Below are 25,576 nucleotides of genomic sequence, written 5' to 3'. Positions count from 1 at the left end.
CATGTCCCGCGGAATCATGATTTACAGCGTCGACCACGACGCCCTGAAACGTGCCTTGGGCAGCAACGACCCGGACCTGCTCGACGCGCTCGAGAAGATCTGTGGTGACGACACCTGGCCCCAGGTGATGCAGCTCATCAAGTCAGGAGCTTGCCGCGGGGATGCGGAGCAGCAGATCTTCGCGTTCGAAGCGCTCTGCAAGTACTTCGGGGTCGAGCTGGACAATGGCGCCGTCTCGCCCATCCGCCAGTCCACCATCCAGGACGCGGACCAGGCGCTGCTGGGGCACCCGTGCGGGCTCTCCTTTGATCAGCTTGTGTACGGCCACGGCGTCTTCCCGTTCAGCTTGGCCAGTGACTTCCCCCAATTTGGGCACTGGTCTGCGGCAAGCGTTCGGGCAGCCGCGCCAGTCCTCGAGCAGGATCCCCCAGAGCACGCCGACGAGACCCTGGACGCTATTCTCCTCGCCGTCTCCGACTGGATCACCATCGCGAACGCACGGAATAACGCCCTCTTCGGGTTCATCTACTAACCCCCTCCAGCCCCCACGGCGCCCTACTTCACACACACGCCAGAGCACGAATAGCCCGCCTGGGACTCGCAGCGGCAGGTCTCACCGGCATCGCAACCACTGGCCGTAATGTTTCCGCCCGGCAACGGTCCGTTGTCGTCTTTAACCGAGCAGCGCTTGCCGCTGCCGGAACCGACTTCACCGACGCCGGTCAGCTGCCCCTCAGGCTCAGGCTCTGGCTCTGGATCTGAACTTGGTGGCGGCGTCTCGGTTGGGCTGCTGGTTGGAGGCGCCTCAACCACTTCGGGTTGGGTTGCCGCCGGGTCCCCGCTGGGCTCGCTGGGCGGTGGCGTGCTTTGAGCACATGCGCTGAGCAGCAATGCTGACAGCGCGAACCAGTTGGATCGCCCACTGGGTGTGTCCCCTACTCTCCCCATGTTCCCTCCTTTGCGGCTCTGCCCCTGGCCAAGAACTCGCAATCGCGCTAGGAGCCCCCGGTGCCTCGTTGCTACTTCCTCGGCATTTGTAGCGGTTCATCCCTCGACCAGGGGTCGAATAATGTATCGCTGTTCAATTTGATCGAGCAGCTGAACGTGCCACCAGCGTCGGGGCCTGGCGCGGTCAAGCCACCGGCAAACGGAATGATCCCGGTGGAGCTCCACGCTTACTGGGTGTTGCAGCCTGAGGAGATCGGGCTCAGCTTCCAGACGCGCTTCGTGCTGCAGTCACTGGACAGCGGGCTCGAAATCCCTACGGATATTACCCAGCACGTCTCACAGACACCGCGCTTTCGCACGCGGTCGCTGGGGTTGCCTCACCCACCGGTGGTGGGCAGCTACGCGCTCAAGGTGGACTGGCGTAGCGACGACAGCGAAGGCTGGATCCGCGACTTGCTGACCTGGCCGCTCAACGTGGCGGAGGTCCAACCGCGCCCCGCCGTCACGATGCACTAACCCCGCACTAACCGTAGCGGTACTGATACACGCACTGGGCGTCGCCTCGGGACACACAGCTGACTCGCTTGTACTCGACCAGCGCTGGCTCTTTGAAGCGGCTCGAGAGCTCGACCATCGAACCGAAGGGGTTGTAGCAGCGCAGAGCGCTGTGTCCCTTCCAGTCGCGGATCATCAGGGTGAGCAGCTTCGTCGACTCGTCATACCCCGCGGTAACACGCCCGCTGTCGTACAACGTGGACCAATACTCCGGCACGTAGCGCGCGAGCCGCTGAGGGCTCCCAAACAAGCCAACCAGAGTGCGCCCGAGCCGCCCCGCGCTCTCGTAGGCGCTGTTTCGACCGAGCTGGAGCGCGTACTCCTCGGCGCCCATGCCCAGCTGCGCCGCCACCAGCCGGATCACATCGTCAGTCGTGTCCTGAGCGTACCAATCGGTCGCGAGGAAGCGCCGAGTCAGCGTGTGCCGAACCTCGGGGGACGCTTTTTCTAGCACCGCGGCCATGCCAGCCGCGCCCAAGTCGCTCTTCATCGACTTGCGCCCAGCCATCATCAAGCGCCCCTTGATGCGTTCTCCTCGTTCCCCCTCGCCCACGCTGCTCCGCGGGTATTGTAGCAATCAGAGGAGCGGGAACTCCATGGACTACACGCGTACCGTCGGTCTCGGATCAGTCGATGACGCGCGCGGAACAACGGGGGGCCTGACTCAGGGCTTGATACGCATCCGTACTTCCACCCTCGCAGAGTTGAATCCACGCGGAGATAGTCGGATTCGCCAGTTGGCGGCTGCCGCTGAAGTTCAGGTAGTCCTTACCGTCTTGATGAATCAAGAGCAGCCCGCCCGCAGGCACCTCGACGCTGTAGCCACTCGCTGACTCTTGCAAGCTAGGAGCCGCTTGCAGGCTCGCCACGTCGACGTCGACAGTTTGGCTCACCCCCAAATCCAGCGGCAAACCACGCTCTACGGCGAACGAAGAGCCTTGAGTGTCTTGCGCCAAGGAGACGCCCCAGAGCGTCGCTTCGTCGCCGCCGGTGAAGGACGACGCGATGGGTACGGCGTAGCTCCCGAGGTTGCCCTCGAACGTGGGAAACACCAGGACCTGCTTGTTGACCGTCAGTCCGGGCACGCCCACGGGCTCCGAACTCACGCTGCCGGTACCAGCACCAGGTTTCACCGCAACTTGCCCTAGCTGATCCGTGGGGATCATGGTGAGCGCTTGATCGCTCAGCAGGTCATCCCCGGCGTTGAATGTCATGACCCCAAAGCCGGTCCCGGTGAGGGTATCGTCGCTCATGTCATCGGGAGTGCCAGTGTCATCGCCCTCGACAATCACCGCAAAAACGCTCGTCACATCTGCATGTACGTTGAGCTCGAAGGCGCAGGCGGTGGGAGTGTTACGCGCGACGCAGGTAGCGTCACTGATGCCCAATGCCACCCGCTCATGGATCCGCGCGGCATCATTCAGCTCGGCACCACGGATCTGCGCCAGGCGATACTTACCGGCACCGAGCGCCGGCAGCGCGTCCCACCCAACGATGCTCCCGCGCACCGTGCGTTGACGCACCTTGCTTGGCGTGAGCGGCAAAGTCAGTGAGTCACCGCTCACTCCACTCACCTCGAGCGGCAGATAGCCCGTCGCGGTGATACTCAGCTCACTGTCTTTCGACACTTGCGCGACACCTTCTGCGTCGCTGAGTGCCGTCCCTTCACCGTTGCTGACCGACGCCTCCGCAACTGGTTGACCAGTCTCTCGGTCGAGCAGGGTGACTTGAATTTTGGGGGGAGGTGCGTCGTCATCGCTCCCGCAAGCGACTGCGAAAGCGCAGAAAAGCAGGGGAAACATCCAGCGCGCCGACGTGGGCCGGGCAGCGCGCTCGCGACGAGTGCCGAGAAAAAACCGCGTCATTTGGGGTTTGGAGTCGTCGATCATTGGGGCCTCGAAGGATACAGTCTGCGACGTCGATGGTCGCAGCAGATTCGGAACTGCCCCCACAAAGCCAGCTGCCGCTGGACGGCTCGAGCTTCGTGGGGCGTCATCATGAGCTGGCTGAGCTGCAGCAGCGCTTTGCTGCGGGCGAACGCCTGGTGACGTTGGTCGGGGCGCCGGGAATTGGCAAGACGCGGCTCGCCTTGCGGTATGCCGAGCAAATCGACCAAGCGCTGTTCGTCGATCTCTCGAGTGCGGAAACGCTTGCAGACGTGTGCGGGAGCCTGGGTTCGCGCCTCGGGATCTTGTTCAGCGATGACACCGACTTGGTGGAGCACCTCGGTCGTGCATTCTCCGCGCGGGGGCCGAGTCTCTGTGTACTGGACAACTTCGAGCAGCTGCTGAATCAGGCCGCTGGTGCGCTGGAGCGTTGGCTCGCCGCGGCGCCCGAGCTCCAGCTGCTCGTTACCTCGCGGGAACGGCTCAAGGTCCCTGGTGAGTCCTTGCTGGACCTCTCCCCCCTGCCCTTGCCGGAGGAAGACGCCGACGTGGAGCAGGTCGCTGATGCTCAGGCGGTCCAGCTCTTGTTGGACCGCGCTCCGCGCTTGCGCCTGACCAGCAGCAACTCCCAGACGCTGGTGAAGCTCGTGCGTGAACTCGACGGGTTGCCGTTGGCGATTGAGCTCGCTGCAGCGAGGCTCGGCGTGATGGACCCCGTGCAGCTCCTCGCGCGCCTCGGGCAACGTCTGGACTTGTTGAGCCGGAGCGACCCGAGCACCGGTCCAAGTTCTGATTCCTCGAGGAGACGTGCCACGCTGCGCGCGGCCCTCGACTGGTCCTGGGAGGCGCTCACGGAGGCCGAGCAGCGCGCCTTGAGCGCCGCATCGGTGTTCCGCGGCGGCTTCAGCCTCGAGGCGTTCGAAGGCATCGCTGGCGCGGATCTCGGCGCAAGCACTCACCCCCTCGATGTGCTGCAAAGCCTCTGCGAGAAGTCGCTGATCCGCACGATCACCGCGGCGGACCGTCAGCTGTCCACTCGCTTCATGCTGTTCGAGAGTGTGCGCGCGTACGCCGCCGACCAGCTGAAGGACGGCGGCGCCACGACACGACGCCACGCTCAGTACTTCACCGCTGCTTGTGGCGAGCGTCTGAAAGAGCTCGAGGGCAACAGCGAACGCCCAGGCACCAAAGCGGAGGACTTTGTTGCGCTCGAGTGGTTGGCCGCTGAGCTCAACAACATCCTGCTCGCCGGCGAGACGTTGATCACCAGCACGTCGAGCGCGGACATCCAGCAACGCTTGTACCTGGCGCTCGGCGCCGGCGCGGTGCTCTCCCGGCGCGGACCACCAGCGCGCTACCTGTCGCTGATCGAGGCAGCGATCCACCACGCGTCCTACATTGCGGCCCCGCCGGCGCTCGTCGCGCGCGCTGAGCTGGAGCGCGCGCGCATGCTGCAGCGTCTTGGACGCATGGCGGAGGCACGGGACGGCCTGCAGAGCGCGCTGGATCGCCTCGCGGAAACGCAAGATGCCCAGCTCCTCGCAGACTTGAAGACAGAGCTCGGCGTACTCGAGCAAGCCTCCGGCAATCTGGACGCTGCTGAGCAGGCATTCCGCAGCGCCCTCGAGCTGCTGGAGCCGGCGCAACGGGGCGCGCGCGCGAGAGCGCTCGCCGGCTTGGGTTTGCTGCGTCACAGCCAGGGCCGCCTCGATGAAGCCTTCGCGGGTTACGACGCCGCGCTGGTGCTCGCGAAGGGCGCGGGCGCGCACGCACTGGAAGCGAGCCTGTGTCGCGACTTGGGCACCCTGCGCATGCAGCAGCGGCGCTTCGAAGAGGCACGAGAGTACTTCAAGCGCGCCCTTGATTTGCATCGCACCCACGATGCCGAGAGCCTGAGCGACGGCACGCTGGTCGGCATCATCGAGGGCAACCTGGGCATTCTCGAGCAGGAGCTGGGCCAGTTCGAAGCGGCCGCGAAGCATTTTCGTCGTGGGCTGCGCGCTGTCCGCCGCGCAGGCTCTTTGTTGCTCGAGGGTCACCTCCTCGGCTACTTCGGCGCTTTGCGCCACGAACGCGCGCGGCAGCTCGGAGACACTGAAGAGATCGACAGTGCGCGCGAGCACTACAAGAGCAGCCTCTTGATTCTGCGCGGAATTGGCGACCGCCGCCAGGAGGGCGTGTTCAGCGCGGCGCTCGGCGCCCTGGAGGCGGAGCAAGGGCGGTTGGCCGCGGCGCGTGAAGCGTTTTCCAGCGCCACGGAGGTGCTCGAGCCGCTTGGAGATGCGGGCCTCGTGCTGGCGCTCGAGCTGCACCGCGCCCATTTGGACTTGGCCCTGGCTCGTGACGCGAAGCCGAAGGAGCAAGCCGCACTGCGCGCCTCCGCCGACTCCCGCTTGGCCGCGGCCCTTGCGCCGCAGCACACCACACTGCTCAGCCAATCCGACGACGCGCGGTTTGCCCTCCGATTGCTGCAGCTGAGCTTGAGCCATGACGCGGTGGTCTTTCGGGGGGAGAGTGGGCTCCTGGATCTACCGGGCAGCGAACAAATGGACCTCTCGGCGCGTCAGCCCTTGCGGCGCATCGTGGCCGCGCTGATCGAGCAACGGCTGACGGGGCCAGGCGTCTCCCTGAGCCAAGACCAGCTCATCGAAGCTGGCTGGCCCGGGGAGCGAATGACACCATTCGCCGCGCAAAACCGCCTAAAAGTGGCGCTTTCCACGCTGCGCAAGCTCGGCTTGCGCGAGCTCTTGCTGCGTGACGAGCAGGGCTACCTGCTTGATCCGGGCGTTCCCGCACGGATCGAAGCCTAGCGCTAGCAGGTGACGGTGACGCTGTGGTTGTGAGCCGCGGCGTCGGTGGATGTGAGGGTCACGCTGCTTCCCCCTGCGAGGGTGGCGAAGTCTGCTGCCGTAACCGTCACGCTGTGGCTGTGCAGTGCCGCGCCGGTGATGTCGTAGGTCTTGTCCACGCCGGCATCGATGTCTTCCTGGGTCACGACCAGTTCGTGACCATGGTTGCCCACGATGGCCGCCTCACAGCTCGCCCCGCCGCCGCCTCCGGTGCCTGCAGTATTATTCCCTGCGGAACCTCCAGTCGCCTGGCCACCAGAGCCGCCGTTGCCTGAGCCACCGTTGCCTGAGCCGCCGTTGCCTGAGCCACCGTTGCCCGAGCCGCCAGTGCCGCCACTGCCACCTTCACCGTCCCCACCGTCATCACTACCACAGCCAACCAAGCTCGTACCGAGCGTTGCCGTGCCAGCAATCAACGCCATCCTCAAGAACTGTCCGCGGGTCATATTCATGTTGAGCCTCCAAGTCGTCGGTTCCTCCGACCAAGTCGACGCTCAGCTTGGGTCTCCGCGAACGGACCCGCGAGTTAAGCACGGTAAATCTTGAGCCCTCACGATGCTGCAGGCCGCCGCACCCCGTCGGGGTGTGGTGCGGCGGCCTTCCGCCGCAGCGAGGTCTGTTGCTCAAGACTTCCGTGCTTATGACTTTTCTCGAGGGGGCTTACCCAAGCCCCCTCCCCCGCAGGCGGGGCCCCCACCCCAAGGGCACGTTTTGTAAAGCAACGCGAACGCGTCACCGGACGCACGTCGGACCCCAGGGTCCGTTGGACTCCGGTCATTTTGCGTCGGGCTGAATCGCCGCCCGAGAGGGTGCGGCGGACTGCAGCCGGGTCGAGGCTCAAACGTTTAACCCGGGTTAACTCGCCGAAAACGCGTCGCGGATGCACTTGTAAGGCGGGTTCGAGGCCCGTGTTGCGTGCGCAGCTCGGTTCCTTCGGCCCCACAGAACCTGGAGGACTCATGAGACGTTTGGCTTCAACGACCCTGATTGGCGCGTGCGCCGTCGGCCTGCTGCTCGCGGCGTGCGGCAGCGACGATGGTGGCGGCGGGAATGGCGGCAACGGCGCCGCAGGAGGCGCGGGCGGTAGCACCGCAGGCAACGCTGGCGAAGGTGGCAGCGCAGGCAACACGACGGCTGGCAACGGCGGCGCAGGCGCTGTCGGCGGCTCGGCTGGAACCGGAGCGGTTGGCGGAGCCGCGGGTAACGCGGGCGCCGGCGGCACTGGCGGTGCTGCCAATGTACTGCCCCGCGCTTCGCGCTCGAGCACCGTCGCCCTGACCAGTGACGATGCCACGGTGGTGATGGCGAACCAAGACTGCGGCGGCATCAGTATCTTCGATACGTCGAACAACACGTTGCGCGCGAGCGTGCCTACCGGCGGTGAACCCTCGAGCGTGGTGATCCACCCCAATGACACGAGTGTGTTCGTCGCAAACCGCGCGGATGCAACGGTGGTGCGCGTAGATGGCATCGATGGGTCAAGCCCCAGCGCCGGCACGCCAGTCGCTGTCGGTTCGGAGCCCACGGGCCTGGCCCTCTCACCGACGGGCAAGCTCCTGTTCGTGGCTGAGCACGCCGAAGGCAGCATCGCAGTCATCGATACCTCGACCATGCAGGTCGTCGATCGCATCACCGGCGTTGATACGCCCTACGCGCTCGCTGTGACCAACGACCTCGACAACGACGACAGCGACGAGCTGCTCGTGGTGCCGGAGTTCTTCGGCGAGTCAATCGGCGTGGAAGGCACCGACGAGAGCCGTCAAGGCCGCGTGCGCTTCTTCAACGTGAGCGACCTCACCGCTTCCGGGCAAGACGTCGTTTTCCAGCCGGTCGACAGCGGTTTCGAACCAAAGAGCACCCCCGGTGCTGGCACCGCGATGACATCACCGAACCAACTTGGTTCGGTGAACATCCAAGGCGACAAGCTCTACATCACCAGTATCTCGGTGTCTCCCAATGGGCCGCCGACGTCCAACGGCAACGTCCAGCCCGTCATATACTCTGCGAACATCAGCGACCGCACCGTCGACACGAACCACACGGTGAACCTCGCCCGTGCGGTGAAGACGGACGCTGGCAGCGACCCCATCTTCTTCCTCGCGGATATCGTGGATGTCGACTTCATCGCCCCGGACGTCGCTTACGTGGCGTCTCGCGGCGCTGACGTGATTCAGCGCGTTGGCTTTGGCCCGTCGGTCACCGTGGGTCACCCGAACGGCGTGCGCCAGATGGATGTCCTGCAGGCACCGCCGACCGGCCCCGGCGGCTGCAAGAACCCGACGGGTATCGTCGCGGGGCACGCCAGCCCGAAGGCGTGGGTCAACTGCTGGGTGAGCCGCTCGCTCGGTGTGATGGACTTCACGACGCAGACCCTCGCGGCAACGGTCAAGTCGTGCGACCTGCCAACGAACCCCAACGAGCAGAAGGTCGAGGAGGGCAAGCGCTTCTTCTTCACCGGTCGCGCTCGCTGGTCCGATAGCGCCTGGTCGAGCTGCTCTTCTTGTCACCCCGGTGGCTTGAGCGACAATGTGGTCTGGCGCTTCGCGGCGGGACCGCGCAAGTCGGTGTCCCTGGCAGGCTCCTACTCCCATGGCCCCGGCGCAAACCAGAAGCAACGCATCTTCAACCACACCGCAGTGTTCGATGAGATGCACGACTTCAACGCGAACACCGTCGGTGTTCAGGGCGGCGCTGGCGCCATTCAGGAGCCGGACACCGGTGCGGGCGCAACCGACTGTTCGGGTGCGCTCAAGCCAACCGCGCTGGGTGACGGCGTGAAGGGCGTCAACGGCAAGCCGGCCAAGGAGTTCCAGGACGCCGCGGAGAACTGCGGAACCAAGGATTTCGACGCGATCGAAGCCTGGGCCAAGCAGATCCGTCCGCCTTCTGGACGCAAGCTGCTGGACTCCGCGGCGGTGGCACGAGGCGCCGTACTGTTTGGCGAGTTCATCGAAGGCACCAACAGCAACGGCGGCTGCGTTAGCTGCCACGGCGGCCCCGGTTGGACCGTTTCCCGGAGGTTCTACACACCTTCGACAGCGACCAACACCGCCCTCGGCACCTCGGTCTTCACTGCGCCGCCTGCATGGCCCGCCACCTGGACGGATCACAGCGGTGACTTCCAGCTCAGCACCCAGAACGCAGCATCGGACAGCGTTGCGGGAGCACAGGGACCGAACCACGTCGCTTGCGTCATTCGTAAGGTCGGCACGTTCGGGGTTCCGGGCAACGTCACGGCAACGGATGAGGTCGAAGTACGCGCCAACGGGACGCGCGCCCAGGGCCGCGGCGGCTACAACATCCCATCGCTCTACGGCCTGAGCGTTGGGGCACCGTTCTTCCACCACGGCGGCGCCAAGGACCTGGAAGAGATGTTCACTGGCACCACCTGGGAGGCGCATTACCGCGCGGTCAACGCGGCCTTCCTCACGGGCACCAACGCAGCACAGGATCGGGAAGACCTGATCCAGTTCTTGCTGAGCATCGACAGCAGCACCACGGAGCAGCCGATTCCGTTCGGCTTCGACGGCTGCCCGACGGCGTTCTGAGTCAGTTTGGTGGGGGTCTTTGCTCCAAGTCTACTCCGGGAGCAGAGACCCTCACCCCCAAACCCATCAAGCCCGCTTGCTTATTCGCGTTCCCTCTGGTGAGGCGAATCCCTCTTTCGCTGACCCAGTCAACAAGCGCGAATCGAGAGCCTGAATCCGATTCCTCCCGGATTCAGGCTTTCTTCTTCTTGTTCAATGAAAGCCCAACTCAAGGGCAGGGACAGCCGCTTTGATTGACGCAGTTCGAGAGCTGTACGACGCGGTTCAGCGAGGGGCCGAACAGTCCCCCGTTGGCGTCAATCACGGGACGACAGGTGTTCGCCTGGTAACACTGGAAGCCAGAGCAACCCGTTGCATTGACGCAATCGATGATCTCAGTGCAGCCTGCATCCTGAATGCAGGCGTCGAGCTGCGTGAAGCAGGAAACGCAGCTGCAGACGTCGCACTCATTGGTCGCCAGATCGATGCAGGCTTCGATGCCGCCGGTGCCGCCGCTCCCGCCAGTGGCTCCGCTACCGGCTGCGCCGCCAGTGCCGCCGAAGCCACCGGTGCCGCCGACCGCGCCAGTACCACCGAAGCCACCTGCACCGCCGACGCTGCTGGTGCCACCCGTTCCACCGTTGCAGCTACCACAGCCCAAGCTGTCTACCTCACTCACGCAGATCGAGTCCCAGCGCTGCTGACAGCAGAAAGGATCTTGGGAGCACACGCACTGGGCAACCCCGATGTCATCACAAAGCGGAGTCGGGTTGTTCGTACAGCAGCTCCCCACGGAACCGCCACTGCCGCCCGTAGCGCCCACACCGGCAACGCCGCCCACGCTGCCACCAAAGCCGCCGGTTGCACCAAAGCCGCCGGTTGCACCAACGCCGCCGGTCGCGCCAAAGCCGCCGGTCGCGCCAAAGCCGCCCTGCCCGCCAGCACCACCGACACTCGAGGTACCACCCGTGCCGGCGGAGCCGCCCACGCCGCCGTTACATGTTCCGCATCCAAACTGCTCGACCTCGCTCACGCAGATCGAGTCCCAGGTCTGATTGCAGCAGAAGGCGTCCTGCTGACACACGCACGCGGCAATCCCAGAGGGAGTGCAACCCGGGGTCGAGCCGACTGAACAGCAGTCGTTTTGCGGACCACCACCAAAGCCGCCCTGTCCCCCAAAGCCACCTTGGCCACCGAAGCCGCCAGCGCCTCCGGTTCCACTGCTGCAGGCTTGAGGCGGCGGTCCGCCCCAGCTCGACGTCTCCACGCAGCCAAGCTCAGCGAGGCTCAAGTCGTTTCCGCACAACCCGTTCGGGCGGCAACAACCGGGAAGCGGACCAGCAGGCGTATCGAGCTGAGGACAAGTGGGATCGAAGAAGCCGGCTTGGTTCTTCGGGATGCAGCCGATCGGGATCCCCGGAACGCCCGCGATGGGTCCGGTGTCCACGCCACACGTCGCACCGCTGATTCCGGTGCAGCACGCGCTGAGCTCGATCGCGCCGAGCACGTTCACCGGCGAACAAACCTGACCACCGCAGACGACGTTGCTACCGCCGCTGCCGCCAACCGCTCCGCTGCCGCCAACCGCTCCGCTGCCACCCACAGCGCCGTTACCGCCGAACCCACCTTGCCCGCCAAAGCCACCCTGGCCTGCTGCCCCACCGACCCCGTCGCACACCTTCGCGCAAAAGTCGGGAGTCGAGCCGCTGCACAGGCAGACCGACCAGCAGTCGGGGCACGTGCCGCAGTCCGGTGGTGCACAGCTGCCGCCACCAAAGCCGCCTTCAGCACCGTTGCCTCCAAAGCCACCTTCGGCGCCAGAGCCCGCCGCGCCATTTCCACCGAAGCCACCTTCGGCCCCGGCCCCCGCCGCACCGTTGCCGCCAAAACCGCCAGCAGCGCTGTTTCCGCCGAAGCCACCTTCGGCGCCCACGCCGGCGACACCACCAACCGCGCCTGTGCCTGCGCTACCGGACGACCCCGAGCTGCCATCGTCGTCGAACCCCAGCGGTGTCCTGGATCCGCAACCGTTGATCCAGAACAGGGTCACCAACCCAAGCAGCGCGGTTTGGGGAGAACGTAAGCGGAAGCTGAGAGGGGGCATGCCGTCAAACATACCAGCGTAACGAGGTTTGGCCGCTTTTCACGCGCTAGCGCTTCACTCGCGTTCCACGCGACCGACTGTAGACACCCAAGACCACTGAACGCGTGTCACAGCTCCGCCACCCGAAGGCTGCTCTGCGCGTGGCGGATGCGTGATAGAAGGCGCCATGGCTAACCCCCATCCTGGTTCTGTTTGTCCTGCCGACGGTCGTGAGTTGCCTCCGGTGGAGGCGTCCAGTCGCGACGACGTGCATCGGGCGATCATTTCCGCCCGTAAAGCTCAGGTTGAGTGGGGTCAGCTGAGCGTCGGACAGCGCGCTGAGCTCTTGAAGCAGGTAGGACAGCGCATTCTCGACAACCAGGAGGCCGGTTGTCAGGTGCTGAGCGACGAGACCGGACGCGGCAAGACGGAGTGCCGCATGACGGAGATCGCCAGCACGGCCGACTACATCAAGGGGGCTATCCGCGCGGCAAAGGTTGCGCTGGAGCCCGAACGCATCAAGCTCTCGTCGCTCGACTTCCCCGGGAAGCGCGTCGTGGTCGAACCTCTTCCGCGCGGAGTCATTGGCATCATCGCCCCGTGGAACTACCCGATCTCGAACTTCTACAAGTCACTCTGGCCAGCGCTGCTCGCCGGCAACGGTGTGGTGATGAAGCCGTCGGAGCACTCGCCCCGGTCCGGCGCGTGGCTGCATGAGCAGGTCTCCGCGGTGCTCCCCGAAGGCTTGGTTGGCCTCGTCCAAGGGCGAGGCGACGTCGGTCAGGGCCTGATCGATGAAGGCGTGGACAGCATCGTATTCACCGGCTCCGTGCCCACCGGGCGCAAGGTCGCACTCGCCGCCGCAGAGCGGCTGATTCCCGCGAGTCTCGAGCTGGGCGGAAAGGACGCGGCCATCGTGCTCAGCGACTGCGATCTCGAGCGCACCGCCGTAGGGATCGCCCAGTGGTCGATGCACAACGCAGGACAAAACTGCGCGGGCATCGAGCGCGTTTACGTGGAGAGCAGCATCGCCGACGAGTTCGTCAAGCGACTCGGCAACATCGCCAGCAAGCTGCGCGTTGCACCTGGAGACGGCCCGACGGATCTCGGCCCGCTGCAGAACGCGGCGCAGCTAGCCATCGTCGAGCGCCACGTCGCGGACGCCGTCGCCAAGGGTGCAACCGTCGTCGCGGGCGGTGAAGCCACGGGGAACGGCTACGGCTACCGACCCACAGTGCTCGACCACTGCACGCCAGACATGCTCGTCGTCGCGGAGGAGACCTTCGGTCCCGTTGTCGCTGTGATCCGCGTGGACGATGCCGCCGACGCCGTCAAGCAGGCAAACGCCAGTAAATATGGTCTAAACGGCTCGATCTGGACGCGTGACATCGCGCGCGGAGAGGCCCTGGCCAGGCGCCTCGAGGTCGGCGTCGCCTTGGTGAACAACCACTCCTTCACGGGCATCCTCCCGGAAACACCCTGGACCGGTGTCAAGGAAACCGGCACCGGCATCGCCGCCAGTCGCCACGCGTATCACTCGTTCGTGCGCCCGCGCACCGTGCTGGTCGACAGCTCGAGCAAACCCGATCCCTTCTGGTTCCCTGCGAACGACGACTTGGAAGCGATGAGCCAAGCGCTCGTGCTACGAAACCAAGGCAGCTTCGGCGCGCTGTTCAAGCTCGCTGGCCTGCTCGGCAAGCGCATCAAAGCGATCCGCGGCCTGGCCCAGGGCTAGTCGCCGGAAAGCCGCGCGGATCCGCGGCTCTTGCGAAGGCGCTTGAGTACGCCGGAGAGTGAGTGATACTGGGAGCAGCGTGCGCGGCTCCCCTCAACCTTTTCGTCGCTTTGCGAGCACTGCGGTTCTGACCACCGCCGCGTTGCTGTGCATCGCGTCGGGTGCCACGGCGCAGTCGCAATCCGACATCCAAGCCGCTCGCGCCCACTTCAAGACCGCACGTCAGCTTGAAGACCAGAAGAACTGGGAGGGCGCATCCAGCGAGCTGCGAGCGGCCTTGGCAATCAAGGAGACACCTGGGTTGCGCTATCACCTCGCGTATTGCCAGGAGCAAGTCGGGCGGTTCTCCGCGGCGCTCCGCAACTATAAACGCGCCAAGCAGCTGCTCGCCGAAGGTCAGCAGGCGGCGGACGTCTCCCCGCTGTTGGCTCCCGCGATCCAGCGTGTTGAGGCCTGGGTCGCGGAGCTGACCTTCGTGATGGTTGGCGACAGCCGCCCCAAAGTGTTTCTCGACGGAAACGCGGTCGATATCGCAAAACCCGTTGCCGTGGATCCCGGGCTGCACCAAATCCGCGTGCTGCATGGCGACCAAGAACAGGCGCTGGAAGTTTCTGTCAAAGCGGGCGAAAAGAGGCGGATTGAGCTGGGTCCCACCGAGAAGTCCGAGCCCGAACCTGTTGCCGCTCCTGAGCCGCCGAGGGACGTCGCTCCAGCGCCTGCAGCCCCGGCTCCGTCCTCGCAGACATCGCTCAAGGTGCCGGTGCTCATCGGCGAAGGCGTGGTCGCGCTCGCGGGCCTAGGGCTCGGCATTGGCTTCACGCTTCAGGCGAACAAGGCGGGGGACGAGGCCGATCAGGCGTTGGCCGACATCAATCAGAAGGACCCTCAGCGTCAGTGCAGCAGCGACTCCGCGGCCGTGCAGTCCGCCTGCTCTCAGCTGGCAGACTTCAAGCAGCAAGAGCTCGACGCGCGAGACATCGCGACCGCCGGCTTCATCACTGCGGGCGTGGGCGCGGCGGCACTTATTGCCACCTGGATATTCTGGCCCAGCTCCAGCCAACGCGACCAAGCTGCCGTGCACGTGTGGGCGCAGGCCTTGCCCCACCAAACGTCACTCGGTGTCTTCGGTCGCTTCTGAGTCCCCTGAGCATTCGTCAGCTCACCTGAACACTTCTTTTTTTGGGGGTGAGGTGCACCTGGGTTCCCCGTGGATGCTCCACGGCGCTGTTCCTGCTTGCGCGTTGGGATGCCGGATCGTAGGCAGCGCCGCCGAACGACCCCGAGTCTCCGACTCTGGGCCGTTTCCCTCATCCATCAGCCGTTCGTCCGAGCGCCGCGTGCGACCGTGCGCACTTTCCACGCAACTGAGTGCGCCGCCCACCGACATCCCGGCCAGCGCAGCAACGCACGGGCTCTTTGAGAGTCTGCGCTGCCCGCAAGACCTCTACAAAACCCCAAGGAAATCATCATGACCCGTAAGACCCTTTGCAGCTTGGCCGCCCTGCTCTTCCTGTTGCCCGTCGCGTGCGGTGGCGGCGAATTCGAAACTCCGAAAGGAACCGGCGGCGCGGCCGGTGAAGGCAACGGAGGCACGGGCGCTACGTCCGGCGGCACGGCCGGGGCAACGGGCGGCACCGGCGCAACGGCCACGGGCGGCAGCGCTGGCACAGCCGGAATGAGCGCCGGCGGCGCGGGTGGCATCGCGGGAGCCGGCGGAACCGGCGGCGTCGACTGCACCGACCTAGAGGACGGCACGCCGTGCGAAGGCGAAGGCGACAACACGCTGTGCGTGAGCGGGCAATGCGTTCAGAGCGAGTGCGGTGACGGCTACCCCGACGAGAACAACGACGAGACCTGCGACGACGGCAAGAACGGCGATGACACCGATGGCTGCACCGACGAGTGCAAGGCCACCTGCACCGTGGACGCCGACTGCGACGACGGCGACGCCTGCAACGGCAAAGAGACCTGCAGCGCGGACAACAAGTGCGAGCTCGGCCAGGCCGTGAACTGCGATGACGGCAACCCCTGCACCGCCGACAGCTGCGTGATGGCCAATGGTAGCTGCGCCCACGAGTCCCTGGACGACGGCGCTGCTTGCGGCACCGGCAAGATCTGCCTCTCCACCTCGTGCAAGACCAGCGTGTGCGGCGATCGTTACGTCGACAGCGCCAAGGGCGAAGAGTGCGACGACGGCAAGGACGGTGACAACACCGACGGTTGCAAGGACGACTGCAAGTTCACGTGCAAGACCAACACGGACTGCAACGACGACAACGCGTGCACCAACGACGTCTGCAACACGACGACGCACACGTGTACGAACACCACGATCACGTGCAACGATAGCGACGCCTGCACCGCGGACAGCTGCGCTCCTGCAACGGGCTGTGTCTACACCTTCATCGACGAAGACAAAGACGGTTACTCGCCGAACCAGTGCAAAGCCGGCGGCCCCTACGCCAACAAGGGAGGCGATTGCCGGGACACCGGCACCAACGCCGCCGTGGTGAACCCGGGAGTGACCGGCTACTTCACCGTCGACCACGGTGTTCCGGGCGTGACGTCTTACGACTACAACTGCAGCGGGTCGTCCGAGGCGCAATACACCAAGGTCTTCGCAGGCGGGAGTTGCACTACTCCGGTGAACCAGGGGTGGCTCAACACCACCTTGCCGCCCGCTTGCGGCCAATCAGGCACCTACCGGATCTGCGGCCTCGGCGACTCGACCCGCGTCCAGGCCTGCCACTGAAAAAACGACGCAACTGACTCAGACAGCGCCCGATACCTCCCCAGCTCCGCTCAAACCCCGCGGAGCTGGGAGTTTTTCAAAATGCGTCGAGTGCTTGGAATCAGCCTGTTGAGTGGAATCGTGGCCATCGCCTGTGCCCCCCGTGAGCGAAGTGAGGGCGATGCCCCCAGCACCGGCGGAGTCGGCAATACGTCGGGCGCCGGCGCGCTTGGAGGCGACGGCGGCGTCGGCGGGATCGCTGGCACGGCCGGCGGTGAAGGCGGCATGGGCGGAACGCTGGCGGGCGCTGGCGGCATCGCCGGTGAAGGCGGAATCGCCGGTGAAGGCGGAGTCGCTGGAGAAGGCGGCATCGCCGGTGAAGGCGGAGTCGCCGGTGAAGGCGGCGTTGGTGGCATCGCTGGCGCAGGGGGCTCGCAGCCCATCCTGGACTGCACCGGCATCGACGACGGCACGGAGTGCGAAGCGACGGGCCTCACCAACACCATCTGCCTCAGCGACCAATGCGTGGAGAGTGTCTGCGGCGACGGCTACACCGATACCGCGCGGAACGAGTTCTGCGACGACGGCAAGAACGGCAACGACACCGACGGCTGCACCGACCAGTGCGAAGCCACTTGCACCAAAGACGCGGACTGCGACGACGGCAATCAGTGCAACGGCAAGGAGACCTGCAGCGCTGCGCGCATCTGTGAAGCAGGTACCAGCGTCAGCTGCGACGACGGCAACCCTTGCACCGACGACGCGTGCATTCCTGCCAGCGGCGCATGCAGTCATCAGGGCCGCGACGATGGTCTGAGCTGCGGCTCCGGGAAAATCTGCCTCGCGGAGTCTTGCAAGACGAGCGTCTGCGGCGACCGCTACGTGGACAGCGCGAAGGGTGAGGAGTGCGACGACGGCAAGGACGGCGACAACGCGGACGGCTGCAAGGACGACTGCAAGTTCACCTGCAAGACCAACACGGACTGCAACGACCAGAACGCCTGCACGACAGACACTTGCAACCCGACGACTCACACCTGCACGAATGCAACCATCACGTGCGCCAATGACGGCGACGCGTGCTCCTCGGACGCTTGCGACGTGGTTGCCGGCTGCAACTACCCCCTGATTGACGCGGACGGGGACGGCTTCAGCGCCGCGACTTGTAAGGTGGGAGGGAAGTACGCAACCAAAGGAGGTGACTGCGACGACACGGACGCGCGAGCGTTCCCTGGTCAAACGCAGTACTTCAGCACCGCAAGGGCGAAGGGTGGCTTTGACTTCAACTGCGACGGGTCTGAGAGCCAGCGCTACACCCAGACGCGCGCCAATGGCTGTGGATTCTTCGACGTTTGGAACACGTATTCTTCGGCTCCGGCCTGCGGTGTGAGCGAGTACTACGGAAAGACGGAGAGCTTCGTGAACGCGCAGGGCAACCTTGATTGCAAATACACAGGAACCGGCAATCGCGCTCAGCAGTGTCGGTAAGTTCCATGATGTGATGCTACACCGGCCCCGACCGCCCAGCCGGTTTCCGCAGACTTCACTCCGCCGAATCGCCCGGTTGCGGCTACACTGCCGCTCGGCCTTCCACATCGAAACACCATGCCTCGCCTACTCGTCCGCGCCACGAGCGCTATCACCGCCTTCACCCTCCTCACCGCACAGCTGCCCGCATTTGCTCAGTCCAAGCCCGATCAAATCGATAGCGGCTTGAGTCCCGAGCGCGGCAGCGAGGAGGCAGTGGAACAAGCGCGCAAGCTCGTGGAAGAGGGCGACGCGCTGATGAAGAAGTCCAAGTTCGCGGATGGCACCGCCAAGTTCCGCGCGGCATGGGGTCTGCACGCGACGTACTTCACGGCGTGCAAGGCGGGCCGCGGCGAGGCGCAGCTCGAGCACTATCCGGAAGCCGCGGTGTTCCTGGCCTACTGCCTCAAGCACTTCACACTCTCGGATGACCCGAAGCAAAAGTCGGCAGAAAAGAAGTACCGCGGGCTTCAAACCGACGTACTGAAGAAAGTCGGGCGCGTGGAAGTGGACCTCGCCCCCAAACACGCGGTGTTGAGCGTCGACGGCACCCCCCTCGACGAAGAGCTCTTCGAGGGCGAGCTATTCGTTTCCCCAGGGGAACACAATGTCGAGGCGAGCGCCTCTGGGTTCGTCAGCGCAAGCCAGAAAGTCAACGTAGGCGCGGGTGAGAGCGTCCAGACCACGCTCAAGCTGCAAGTCGAAAAGGCGGACGCAACGCCCGTCGCAGCTCCAACATCGTCCGCGCCTCCGTCAGCCCCGCCTGAAGCAGCACCGGAGCAGCCGAGTGACGGCGGTGGTTCGATGATGACGCGCAACATCGTGGTCATCGCAGGCGGTGTGCTCGCCCTGGGCGCGCTCACCGGCAGCTTCATTTTCCGTGGGGAAGCCAATGCGAAGGGCGAGGACGCAGACGCACTGCGCAAAGGGCTGCCCAGCAACGCTTGCCAAGGCGGCGGCAGCAGCCCGGTGTGCGCGGAGCTGGACGGCTTGCAGTCCGACCGCGAGTCCGCTGCCAGCACGAGCAACGTCCTGCTTGGGGTTGGCGTTGGCTTGGCGGTGGCGAGCGTCGCCGCGTTCTTCCTGTGGCCGAAACCTGAGCGCCACTCCGCCTCCTCCGCGCGAGCTGGGGTGCAGGGTGTCGACTTGTTCGTCCAGCAGAACGGAGCGGCGCTCGGCTTCCGCGGAGCGTTTTAGCCCGTGTGGCTGGATCTGTAGATTCTGCTCGGTATGCTGGCGCCGTGGAGTCGCCCACCACGCTGCGTCCGGGGGACTGGATTGAAGACCGCTACCAGCTCCTGAGGTTGCTCGGGAGCGGCGGCTTCGGTCAGGTCTTCGAAGCACGGCACCGCTACCTGGCGCGGCCCACCGCGATCAAGGCGATGCACGTGCACCACGTGGGGCGCGCCGAGCTGCGGCAGCGCATGCAGGTGGAGGCGCTGGTGCTGAGCCGCCTGGATCACCCCAACGTGATTCGCGTGCACGACGCTGGCGTACTCGAGAGCGGCGTTGTCTGGCTCGCGATGGATTTGCTCGAGGGACAAACCTTGCGCGAGCTCCTGACTCAGGTGGGGCACTTGGAGGTACCGACCGCCCTCGACTACGCGCTGCAGATCGCCGAAGGCATCGAGGCCGCTCACCAGCTCAACGTGATCCACAGGGATCTAAAGCCGGAGAACGTGTTCGTCACCAAGAAGGGCGAGCTCAAGGTGCTCGACCTCGGCATGGCGAAGCTCCTCGGCTACAACCTGAAGACCACCGAGGTTCACGAGCTAGCTGGCACGGTGCCCTACATGTCCCCGGAGCACCTGTCGGGCAAGCAGGTGGATCCGCGCTCCGATGTGTACGGCTTGGGGTTGGTGCTCTTCGAGATCATTTCCGGGAGGCATCCGTTCATCGCGCCTGGAGAGGAGCCAAATCACGTCACGATCGGGCACCGGCAGCTGAATTCGCCTCCGCCGTCGTTACTCGAGCTGGTGCCTGGCCTGCCCCCATACGTCTGGGACATCGTGGAGAAGGCGCTGAGCAAGTCTCGCGCTGGGCGCCAGCAGACCATGCAAGAGCTGGCCAGCGAGCTACGCAGCGCGCGTCAGCGACTGGAAGGAATTGCAGAGCGCAAGCAGAGCCCCGGCCGAGCGCGCATCAAGATCGAGCTTCCAGACACTGGCCTCGCCGTGCCAGGCACTGAGCCGCGTGATGACGGCGCGACCATCCCGCAAAGCGTTGCCCCGTGGCAAAGCGAAACGGCTTCCCCGAGGATGAACACCATGGGGGCACCCACTCCGCTCACCAACGCCCTCGTCGGGCACGCGCCGTCTCAACTGGCCATCCCGCTGCCGAGCGTTCAGCCGACGGAGGTCGCGCCGATCAAGTTCACGCAGCCCCTGCTCGACGCTCCTCCCCCACCAAATCCCCAAGGAAATATTCATCAGCTAGCAACGGGACCAGCTCACGGCATCGGCCACACGGTTCCGCTGATGGACGTGGGTTTGGGGGTGAGGGACGAGGCTGCGGCACCACGCAGCAACGATCCCACGCGCCGGGACCTCCCCAAACCGCGCGATTTGACCCCCGCGCTTCCGCCTCAGGTTCAAGCCGCGCTGGAGCGCCAGGCGAGAGCGCAGGTCACCTTGAAGACGCTGGAGAGCCCTCAGCACGCCGGACCGATGAACAACGGCGCAGCTCAAAGCAGCAGCGTCCCCGGCTACACCCAGCCCACGCTGGAATCACCCACCTACGGCTCCCCCGCGAAGTCCCAGAAGGTCGACGTCGAGGTCCGCGATTTGCCACCGCCAGCGTCCGAAGCATCTTCCTCGAGTCGACGCGGCTTCCGCCTCTCGCCAGCGGTGCTCGGCCTGGTGTTCTTGAGCCTGGCCTGCCTGTTGGTGTTCATCGGCATGCTGATGTCCAAGCTCGGTCAGTGAAGGCGTTTGAACTCGTGTAGCCAACCGAGCGGTCAATGGTTCAGCACCAATATATAAACGGCCTGGCGACCGATTGAACCGCCCGGAACCAGGACCGAGACCAACGACGTGGAAAAAGCGCGCAACTGCCGGGAACTCCTGCCGACAAGCAGTCACCGCGTGTCGCTCCTTCTCCGATCGCCGCCGTGGCGCTTGGAGTCACCCTCTCCAACTCGCCACGAACTCGTACTGCGGGACCAACGCGAATCAGCTTCGGGGTGATTCCTTTCGCGATGCGTGCCAGGGTTGGCGAGCGGTTCCGCTGAACCGTTGGGGACGCGCCGGGAAGGCTCCCGGACTGAAACCGCTCGGACTGTGAGCGGCGCCTTGAATGAGGAACTTGATATGAACTTGAAGCGCACTTCGTTGGGCCTGGCAGTTTTGTTCGTTAGCGCGGGCGTAGGAGCCGGATGCACCGATTCCGGCGGCTCGTGTGAAGACACGCTCACCTGTGGCAGCGGTGGCAGTGGCACTGCGGGCAGCGCTGGCGCAGCCGGTGCTGCGGGCAACTCCATGGGGGGCAGCGCGGGCAACGCAGGCGCCGCGGGCAGCGGAGCAAGCGGTGGTGCCGCCGGCAGCGGAGCCACCGGCGGCACGGCAGGCACGGCGGGCGCGGGAGGCACCGGCCCCATCTGCGACCCGAACTCAGCGCCGGGGGACGACGCCTGTGTCATCGACGACCAGTACGCCATCTTCGTCTCGCCAAGCGGCGACGACTCCACCGGCGACGGCAGCCAGGCTGCACCCTTTGCCAGCATCGCCAAGGGCATCACCGAAGCCAATACCGCAGGGAAACATTTGTTCGTGTGCGCCGACGGTGGGAGCTACGACGAGCAAGTCTCCCTCGACAGCACCAGCGCCGGCCTCCAAGCCTGGGGCTCCTTCAAGTGCAGCGACTGGAGCTACGACAACTCCCTCAAGGCAACCGTCGCTCCCAGCGCTGAGGGCTACGCCCTGACCGCAGCCAGCATCACCACCGACACCCGCCTCGAAGGCTTCGAGTTCGACGCCCAGAGCGCGACTACCGCCGGAGGCAACTCCATTGCGGCCTTCGTGAAGGACAGCACCGCGCTCACCTTGGTGAACGTGAAACTGGTGGCTGGTGATGGGATGAAGGGCGCCGATGGGGCGACGCCGAGCAGCGCGTTTCCGGCGCAGAGCAACCTCGGAGGATTCAGCGGAGAGGCGCTAGACACCATGGCCGTCCCGCCACTTCAAGGGCGCGGCGGCGCCGAGAAAATCTATTCCGCGTGCCCGAATGGTGGGACCACCAAGGGTGGGAGAGGTGGCAACGCTAGCGGAGTCGGAGAAGCCGGTGGCCCCGCTCCGCTTGGGGGCGCCGCTGGGCAAGCCGGTGGGACCTGTTCAACGGGAATTGGAGAGGAAGGAAAGAAGCCAGCGGAGGCTGCAGCTGGGAGCGGCGCGTCGACGACTGGCGCTGTTGTCGGTGACATCTGGACGCCATCGAATGGATCCAATGGCTCACCCGGGGAACCTGGCGGAGGCGGCGGTGGGGGCCGCGGCGGAGCGCTTGGCGGCGGCGGTGGCGGTGGTGCCGGCGGCTGCGGCGGCGCGGGTGGCACTGCCGGCAAGGGCGGCGGTGCCAGCATCGCGCTCCTGAGCATCGACTCCCCGATATCCTTGACCAACATCGAACTTGTCTCCGGTTCCGCAGGGAATGGGGGCGGCGGCGCTGCTGGCGAAAACGGCATGAACCTAGGCGGCGACCCGGGAGCCGGCGTGGGCGGAGCCTGCACCGGCGGGCAAGGCGGCGCAGGCGGTAAGGGCGGTGCGGGCGGCGGTGGTGCTGGTGGCATCGCCGTCGGCTTGGTGTTCAGCGGCACGCAGCCAACTCTCAGCGGCGAGTCCTACACCGCAGGCACGGCTGGTGCTGCCGGCCCAGGCGGCGCGAGCGGCAACGCCGGCGTGGCAGGTGTGGCGCAGGACACGCTGTCGCTCAACTGAGCACGGCTGCGCGCATCTTTTCGATTGGGGGTGAGGTGCTCTCTCACCCCCACAAAATCCTGTATTCCACTCAACTAGCCCGCTGACGCTCCGACATCGCGCGTGACCCTCCCGAAGTCTCGGGAGGGCAGCGGAGGAGCGGAATGAGTTGGAGGCGAAGCGGCGCGGTGGCGCTGAGTGGGACGTGGAGCGCCGTCGTCGCCCTCTCGTGGGCTGGCTGCAGCAGTGGACGCAACACGACCCCCGTCGACGGTGTATTCGAAGCCGGAGTCGGGGGTGAGAGCGGCGGAAGCACCGCAGGAACGTCTGGTTCCGCAGGGCAAAGCAACGGTGGCAGCGCTGGCGCTGCCGGCAGCTCGACGGGTGGCTCGACCGCTGGTGCCGGCGCGGCCGGCGGTGGCAGCGGTGGGGCAGGCTCTGGCGGTGGTGCAGGCCTTCCGGCGTGGCTCGACCACGCGGGCTGGAGCCTGTACCCCAAGAGCGCTCCGTGCGAGACCTACACCGTCGGCGAGGACAACTCGCGGGCAGCCCGCGCGTGGACGAGCTGCGGCGCTGGCTGTCAGCAGAGCAGCATCGTGGAGTTTCCCGATCAGATCGGGCAGGCCTGGGCGGCGGGCCTGCGGCGTCACTCCGACGGCCGAGTGTTGCTCTCCTACAGCACCGTGGGTGTGAAGCCAGCGGTCGCCGTGCTCGAGGAACTCGATGGGAGAACCCTCGCGGCGATGCAGGACGCCACCACCTGCCCGGTGCAGAGCATGGGCCCGGGCGGAGTCGGACTGTTTCGCCACTACGACGTCCAAGGTGCGACGGGTGGCTCTCGTTATGTCTATTTCGATGGTGCATTCCATTGGGGTGAGCCGCCCCTGCCAGCAGCGGAGCCGTTCGCAACAGACTCCGAGTGGGGCGCAATCCTCGGTTTCTCAGACTTCGGCGTCGCCACACCCGCAACCGACGCCAACCTGAAAATTATCCCCACGGAATCTTCATTCAAGTGGAAAGCCACCGCCTCGGGGAATCGAGCGTTCTGGCTGAACGCAGGGGCGTCCCACGACTCGGTCATGAGTTGGGCGAGCGCTGGCGGTGTAGTCGAGCTGGAGGCGATTCAGGGCTACGCTCCCATCTGGCTGACCTCGAGCATCGATCGCGTGGCTTGGCTCGGCGCGACGGGCCCCAAGGCGGTCGAAGGGCTCTTCGAAACGGCGTCCGTCTACTTCGAGACGCCGGACGGAGCAGGGCAAGCGGACAGCATCCCAGTGCCCATGGCTGGCGTCGGTCATGGCTTCGCGACCGACGGGAACTGGATCGCGATCTCTGGCTGCAACGGCAACGACTGTTCGACCTTCATCATCAACACCCAAGCCCGCACGGTGTGGCGGATGCCCAACCCGGCTGATCGTGGTGTGACTGTCATGGGTCTGGCGAACGGCGAGCTGTTCATTGCCGACGGTGCACCAACCACCGGGAGCAGATACTTCGACCGCATCTTGCGTTACGACCTCGACGCGATCGGGAGCTTCGCGGCACCCCTGTAGGGAGGAGTCGGATCCCAGCGGGGTGAGTGCTCCCTCTCCCCCAAACCCCAACTCCAACTCGGAGCCATTCGGTAGTTTCCACGAGGCAACAACGAAGCTGGCAAGAGGCATCGAGTGTCAGTCGTCGCGCGCAGAGGACTCGAGTGCAGCGTGTGGCGCGTGGCCACGCAAATGTCGGGGGCAATTCGCGCCCCGGAGGCGCGAACAATCGCAATGCAGCGCGCACACCGCGCCACACGGGACTACCTCCGCGCTTCGTTCCACGAATGGCACGCCAGGGAATCACGTGGAAAAGCCCGCGGAAAAAGCTGCTAACGCTCCCGTTACTTGAGCTGTCCATGTAATCTCTCCTGCTCCAGTGCGTGTGCGCCGAGCCCGGAAGCCCACACGACCGAGCCAGCAAACCCATGACCTCGCATCCCTGCGCTTTTCGATCTCAGGCCAAAATCTCGGTCGATCGTTCGCATGGGTTCTTGCATTGAAACCGACGGAACGGTATCCCGAGGGGTTGTGACCAAGCCCGAAACCGCTCAAAGCTCGGATGCCCCGAGCAGCTCCAAACTCTCCGATAGTTCGCCCGCCGACTCGGTCTCCGAGACGACGCGGGGAGGGCCCAGCACGGAGCGCTCCCATCGGCGGCGGCGCATCGGACCCCGCAGGGAAGCGGCCAAGGCCGACACCCGTGCCGCCCTGATCGACGCGGCGATGGCTTCGTTCGCCGAAGAGGGATTGGACAACCCGAGCTTGGACGCCATCTGTGAGCGCGCCGGCTACACCCGTGGCGCGTTCTACGTACACTTCCAGGACCGTGAAGACCTGATCCGCGCGGTAAGCGAACGCTACCTCGGCGCCCTGGTGCAGAGCGTGACGGAGTACGACGAGTCGCCCGAGGCGCTGCTCAACCTGATTTCGCGCCTGATGAGCACGACGGAGACGCCCAGTCAGGTGCCAGCGCATCAGTTCCTGCATGCGTGTGGGCGCTCTGACACCTTGCGCGAACTCTACCTGAACACCCTTCGGGTCGTGTCGGAGCACGTGTGCGATGCCACGCAGCTGTCACAAGCCCGAGCCGCAGTGCGTGGCGACATCGACCCGAAGCAGCTCACCTGGCTCTTGATCGCGCTTGCGACCGGTCTGCAGGCGCTTAATGAAACCGGTGCACCGGTCGACGCGAAGGGCTCAGCCCAGCTGCTCGCTCAGCTCCTGCGCCGCTAGCTGAGCCAAACCGAGCACAGCGCTGAGCCAAACTGCGCCGTCAACGAATCGCACGCCGGC

General features: G+C 65.4%; 18 protein-coding genes. 13 read left to right on the top strand and 5 right to left on the bottom strand.

Features of this window, described 5'->3' with window-relative positions; genetic code table 11:
• The first annotated feature begins 1 nt into the window (after nucleotide 1).
• Nucleotides 2-532, top strand: a complete 531-nt coding sequence (locus H6718_11455; protein ID MCB9586007.1) for a hypothetical protein — start codon at nucleotides 2-4, stop codon at nucleotides 530-532.
• A 23-nt stretch (nucleotides 533-555) separates the two neighbouring features.
• Here H6718_11455 and H6718_11450 read toward each other — a convergent pair whose 3' ends face one another.
• Nucleotides 556-948, bottom strand: a complete 393-nt coding sequence (locus tag H6718_11450; protein MCB9586006.1) for a hypothetical protein — start codon at nucleotides 946-948, stop codon at nucleotides 556-558.
• Nucleotides 949-1,008: 60 nt separating this feature from the next.
• Here H6718_11450 and H6718_11445 point away from each other — a divergent pair, with 60 nt between their 5' ends.
• On the top strand, nucleotides 1,009-1,464 hold the full coding sequence (locus H6718_11445; GenBank protein MCB9586005.1) for a hypothetical protein: 456 nt from the start codon (nucleotides 1,009-1,011) through the stop codon (nucleotides 1,462-1,464).
• A gap of 7 nt (nucleotides 1,465-1,471) precedes the next feature.
• On the opposite strand, the gene H6718_11440 is transcribed toward H6718_11445, so the two are convergent.
• Both H6718_11440 and H6718_11435 read right to left on the bottom strand, forming a co-directional pair.
• A complete protein-coding gene (locus H6718_11440) occupies nucleotides 1,472-2,056 on the bottom strand; it encodes a hypothetical protein (GenBank protein ID MCB9586004.1) in 585 nt (194 codons plus the stop codon).
• A 73-nt stretch (nucleotides 2,057-2,129) separates the two neighbouring features.
• The gene (locus tag H6718_11435; protein ID MCB9586003.1) at nucleotides 2,130-3,305 is read right to left on the bottom strand and encodes a hypothetical protein; all 1,176 of its coding nucleotides are present in this window, start codon (nucleotides 3,303-3,305) and stop codon (nucleotides 2,130-2,132) included.
• A 119-nt stretch (nucleotides 3,306-3,424) separates the two neighbouring features.
• Here H6718_11435 and H6718_11430 point away from each other — a divergent pair, with 119 nt between their 5' ends.
• Nucleotides 3,425-6,199: a tetratricopeptide repeat protein gene (locus H6718_11430; protein MCB9586002.1), complete on the top strand. Its 2,775-nt coding sequence runs from the start codon at nucleotides 3,425-3,427 to the stop codon at nucleotides 6,197-6,199.
• A 2-nt stretch (nucleotides 6,200-6,201) separates the two neighbouring features.
• Here H6718_11430 and H6718_11425 read toward each other — a convergent pair whose 3' ends face one another.
• Nucleotides 6,202-6,690 carry a hypothetical protein gene (locus tag H6718_11425; protein ID MCB9586001.1) on the bottom strand — a complete coding sequence of 163 codons (489 nt, stop codon included), beginning with the start codon at nucleotides 6,688-6,690 and terminating at the stop codon, nucleotides 6,202-6,204.
• Between the two features lie 507 nt (nucleotides 6,691-7,197).
• Between H6718_11425 and H6718_11420 the strand changes: the two genes are divergently transcribed.
• Nucleotides 7,198-9,786 carry a beta-propeller fold lactonase family protein gene (locus tag H6718_11420; GenBank protein MCB9586000.1) on the top strand — a complete coding sequence of 863 codons (2,589 nt, stop codon included), beginning with the start codon at nucleotides 7,198-7,200 and terminating at the stop codon, nucleotides 9,784-9,786.
• A 208-nt stretch (nucleotides 9,787-9,994) separates the two neighbouring features.
• Here H6718_11420 and H6718_11415 read toward each other — a convergent pair whose 3' ends face one another.
• On the bottom strand, nucleotides 9,995-11,869 hold the full coding sequence (locus H6718_11415) for a hypothetical protein (protein MCB9585999.1): 1,875 nt from the start codon (nucleotides 11,867-11,869) through the stop codon (nucleotides 9,995-9,997).
• Between the two features lie 166 nt (nucleotides 11,870-12,035).
• On the opposite strand from H6718_11415, the gene H6718_11410 reads away from it, so the two are divergent.
• The 9 genes from H6718_11410 to H6718_11370 all read left to right on the top strand — a co-directional run bounded on the left by H6718_11410 (nucleotide 12,036) and on the right by H6718_11370 (nucleotide 25,516).
• Nucleotides 12,036-13,583, top strand: coding sequence for an aldehyde dehydrogenase family protein (locus H6718_11410; GenBank protein MCB9585998.1), 1,548 nt, complete (start codon nucleotides 12,036-12,038; stop codon nucleotides 13,581-13,583).
• 79 nt (nucleotides 13,584-13,662) lie between these two features.
• Nucleotides 13,663-14,721, top strand: a complete 1,059-nt coding sequence (locus H6718_11405; GenBank protein MCB9585997.1) for a hypothetical protein — start codon at nucleotides 13,663-13,665, stop codon at nucleotides 14,719-14,721.
• Nucleotides 14,722-15,051: 330 nt separating this feature from the next.
• Complete coding sequence (locus H6718_11400; protein MCB9585996.1) at nucleotides 15,052-16,335, top strand: hypothetical protein; 1,284 nt, start codon at nucleotides 15,052-15,054, stop codon at nucleotides 16,333-16,335.
• Between the two features lie 81 nt (nucleotides 16,336-16,416).
• Nucleotides 16,417-17,802: a hypothetical protein gene (locus tag H6718_11395; GenBank protein ID MCB9585995.1), complete on the top strand. Its 1,386-nt coding sequence runs from the start codon at nucleotides 16,417-16,419 to the stop codon at nucleotides 17,800-17,802.
• A gap of 117 nt (nucleotides 17,803-17,919) precedes the next feature.
• The gene (locus tag H6718_11390) at nucleotides 17,920-19,038 is read left to right on the top strand and encodes a hypothetical protein (protein MCB9585994.1); all 1,119 of its coding nucleotides are present in this window, start codon (nucleotides 17,920-17,922) and stop codon (nucleotides 19,036-19,038) included.
• A 44-nt stretch (nucleotides 19,039-19,082) separates the two neighbouring features.
• Nucleotides 19,083-20,765 (top strand): protein kinase, encoded by a 1,683-nt coding sequence (locus tag H6718_11385; protein ID MCB9585993.1) that lies wholly within the window; start codon nucleotides 19,083-19,085, stop codon nucleotides 20,763-20,765.
• Nucleotides 20,766-21,149: 384 nt separating this feature from the next.
• Nucleotides 21,150-22,769, top strand: coding sequence for a hypothetical protein (locus H6718_11380; GenBank protein MCB9585992.1), 1,620 nt, complete (start codon nucleotides 21,150-21,152; stop codon nucleotides 22,767-22,769).
• A gap of 143 nt (nucleotides 22,770-22,912) precedes the next feature.
• Nucleotides 22,913-24,301, top strand: coding sequence for a hypothetical protein (locus H6718_11375; protein ID MCB9585991.1), 1,389 nt, complete (start codon nucleotides 22,913-22,915; stop codon nucleotides 24,299-24,301).
• Nucleotides 24,302-24,811: 510 nt separating this feature from the next.
• The gene (locus H6718_11370; GenBank protein MCB9585990.1) at nucleotides 24,812-25,516 is read left to right on the top strand and encodes a TetR/AcrR family transcriptional regulator; all 705 of its coding nucleotides are present in this window, start codon (nucleotides 24,812-24,814) and stop codon (nucleotides 25,514-25,516) included.
• Nucleotides 25,517-25,576 lie beyond the last annotated feature (60 nt).

The sequence above is a fragment of the Polyangiaceae bacterium genome (assembly GCA_020633205.1).
Taxonomy (GTDB): Bacteria; Myxococcota_A; Polyangia; order Polyangiales; family Polyangiaceae; genus JAHBVY01.
The sequence above is the reverse complement of the archived record's forward strand: the minus strand, read 5'-3'. Positions and strand labels throughout refer to the sequence as shown.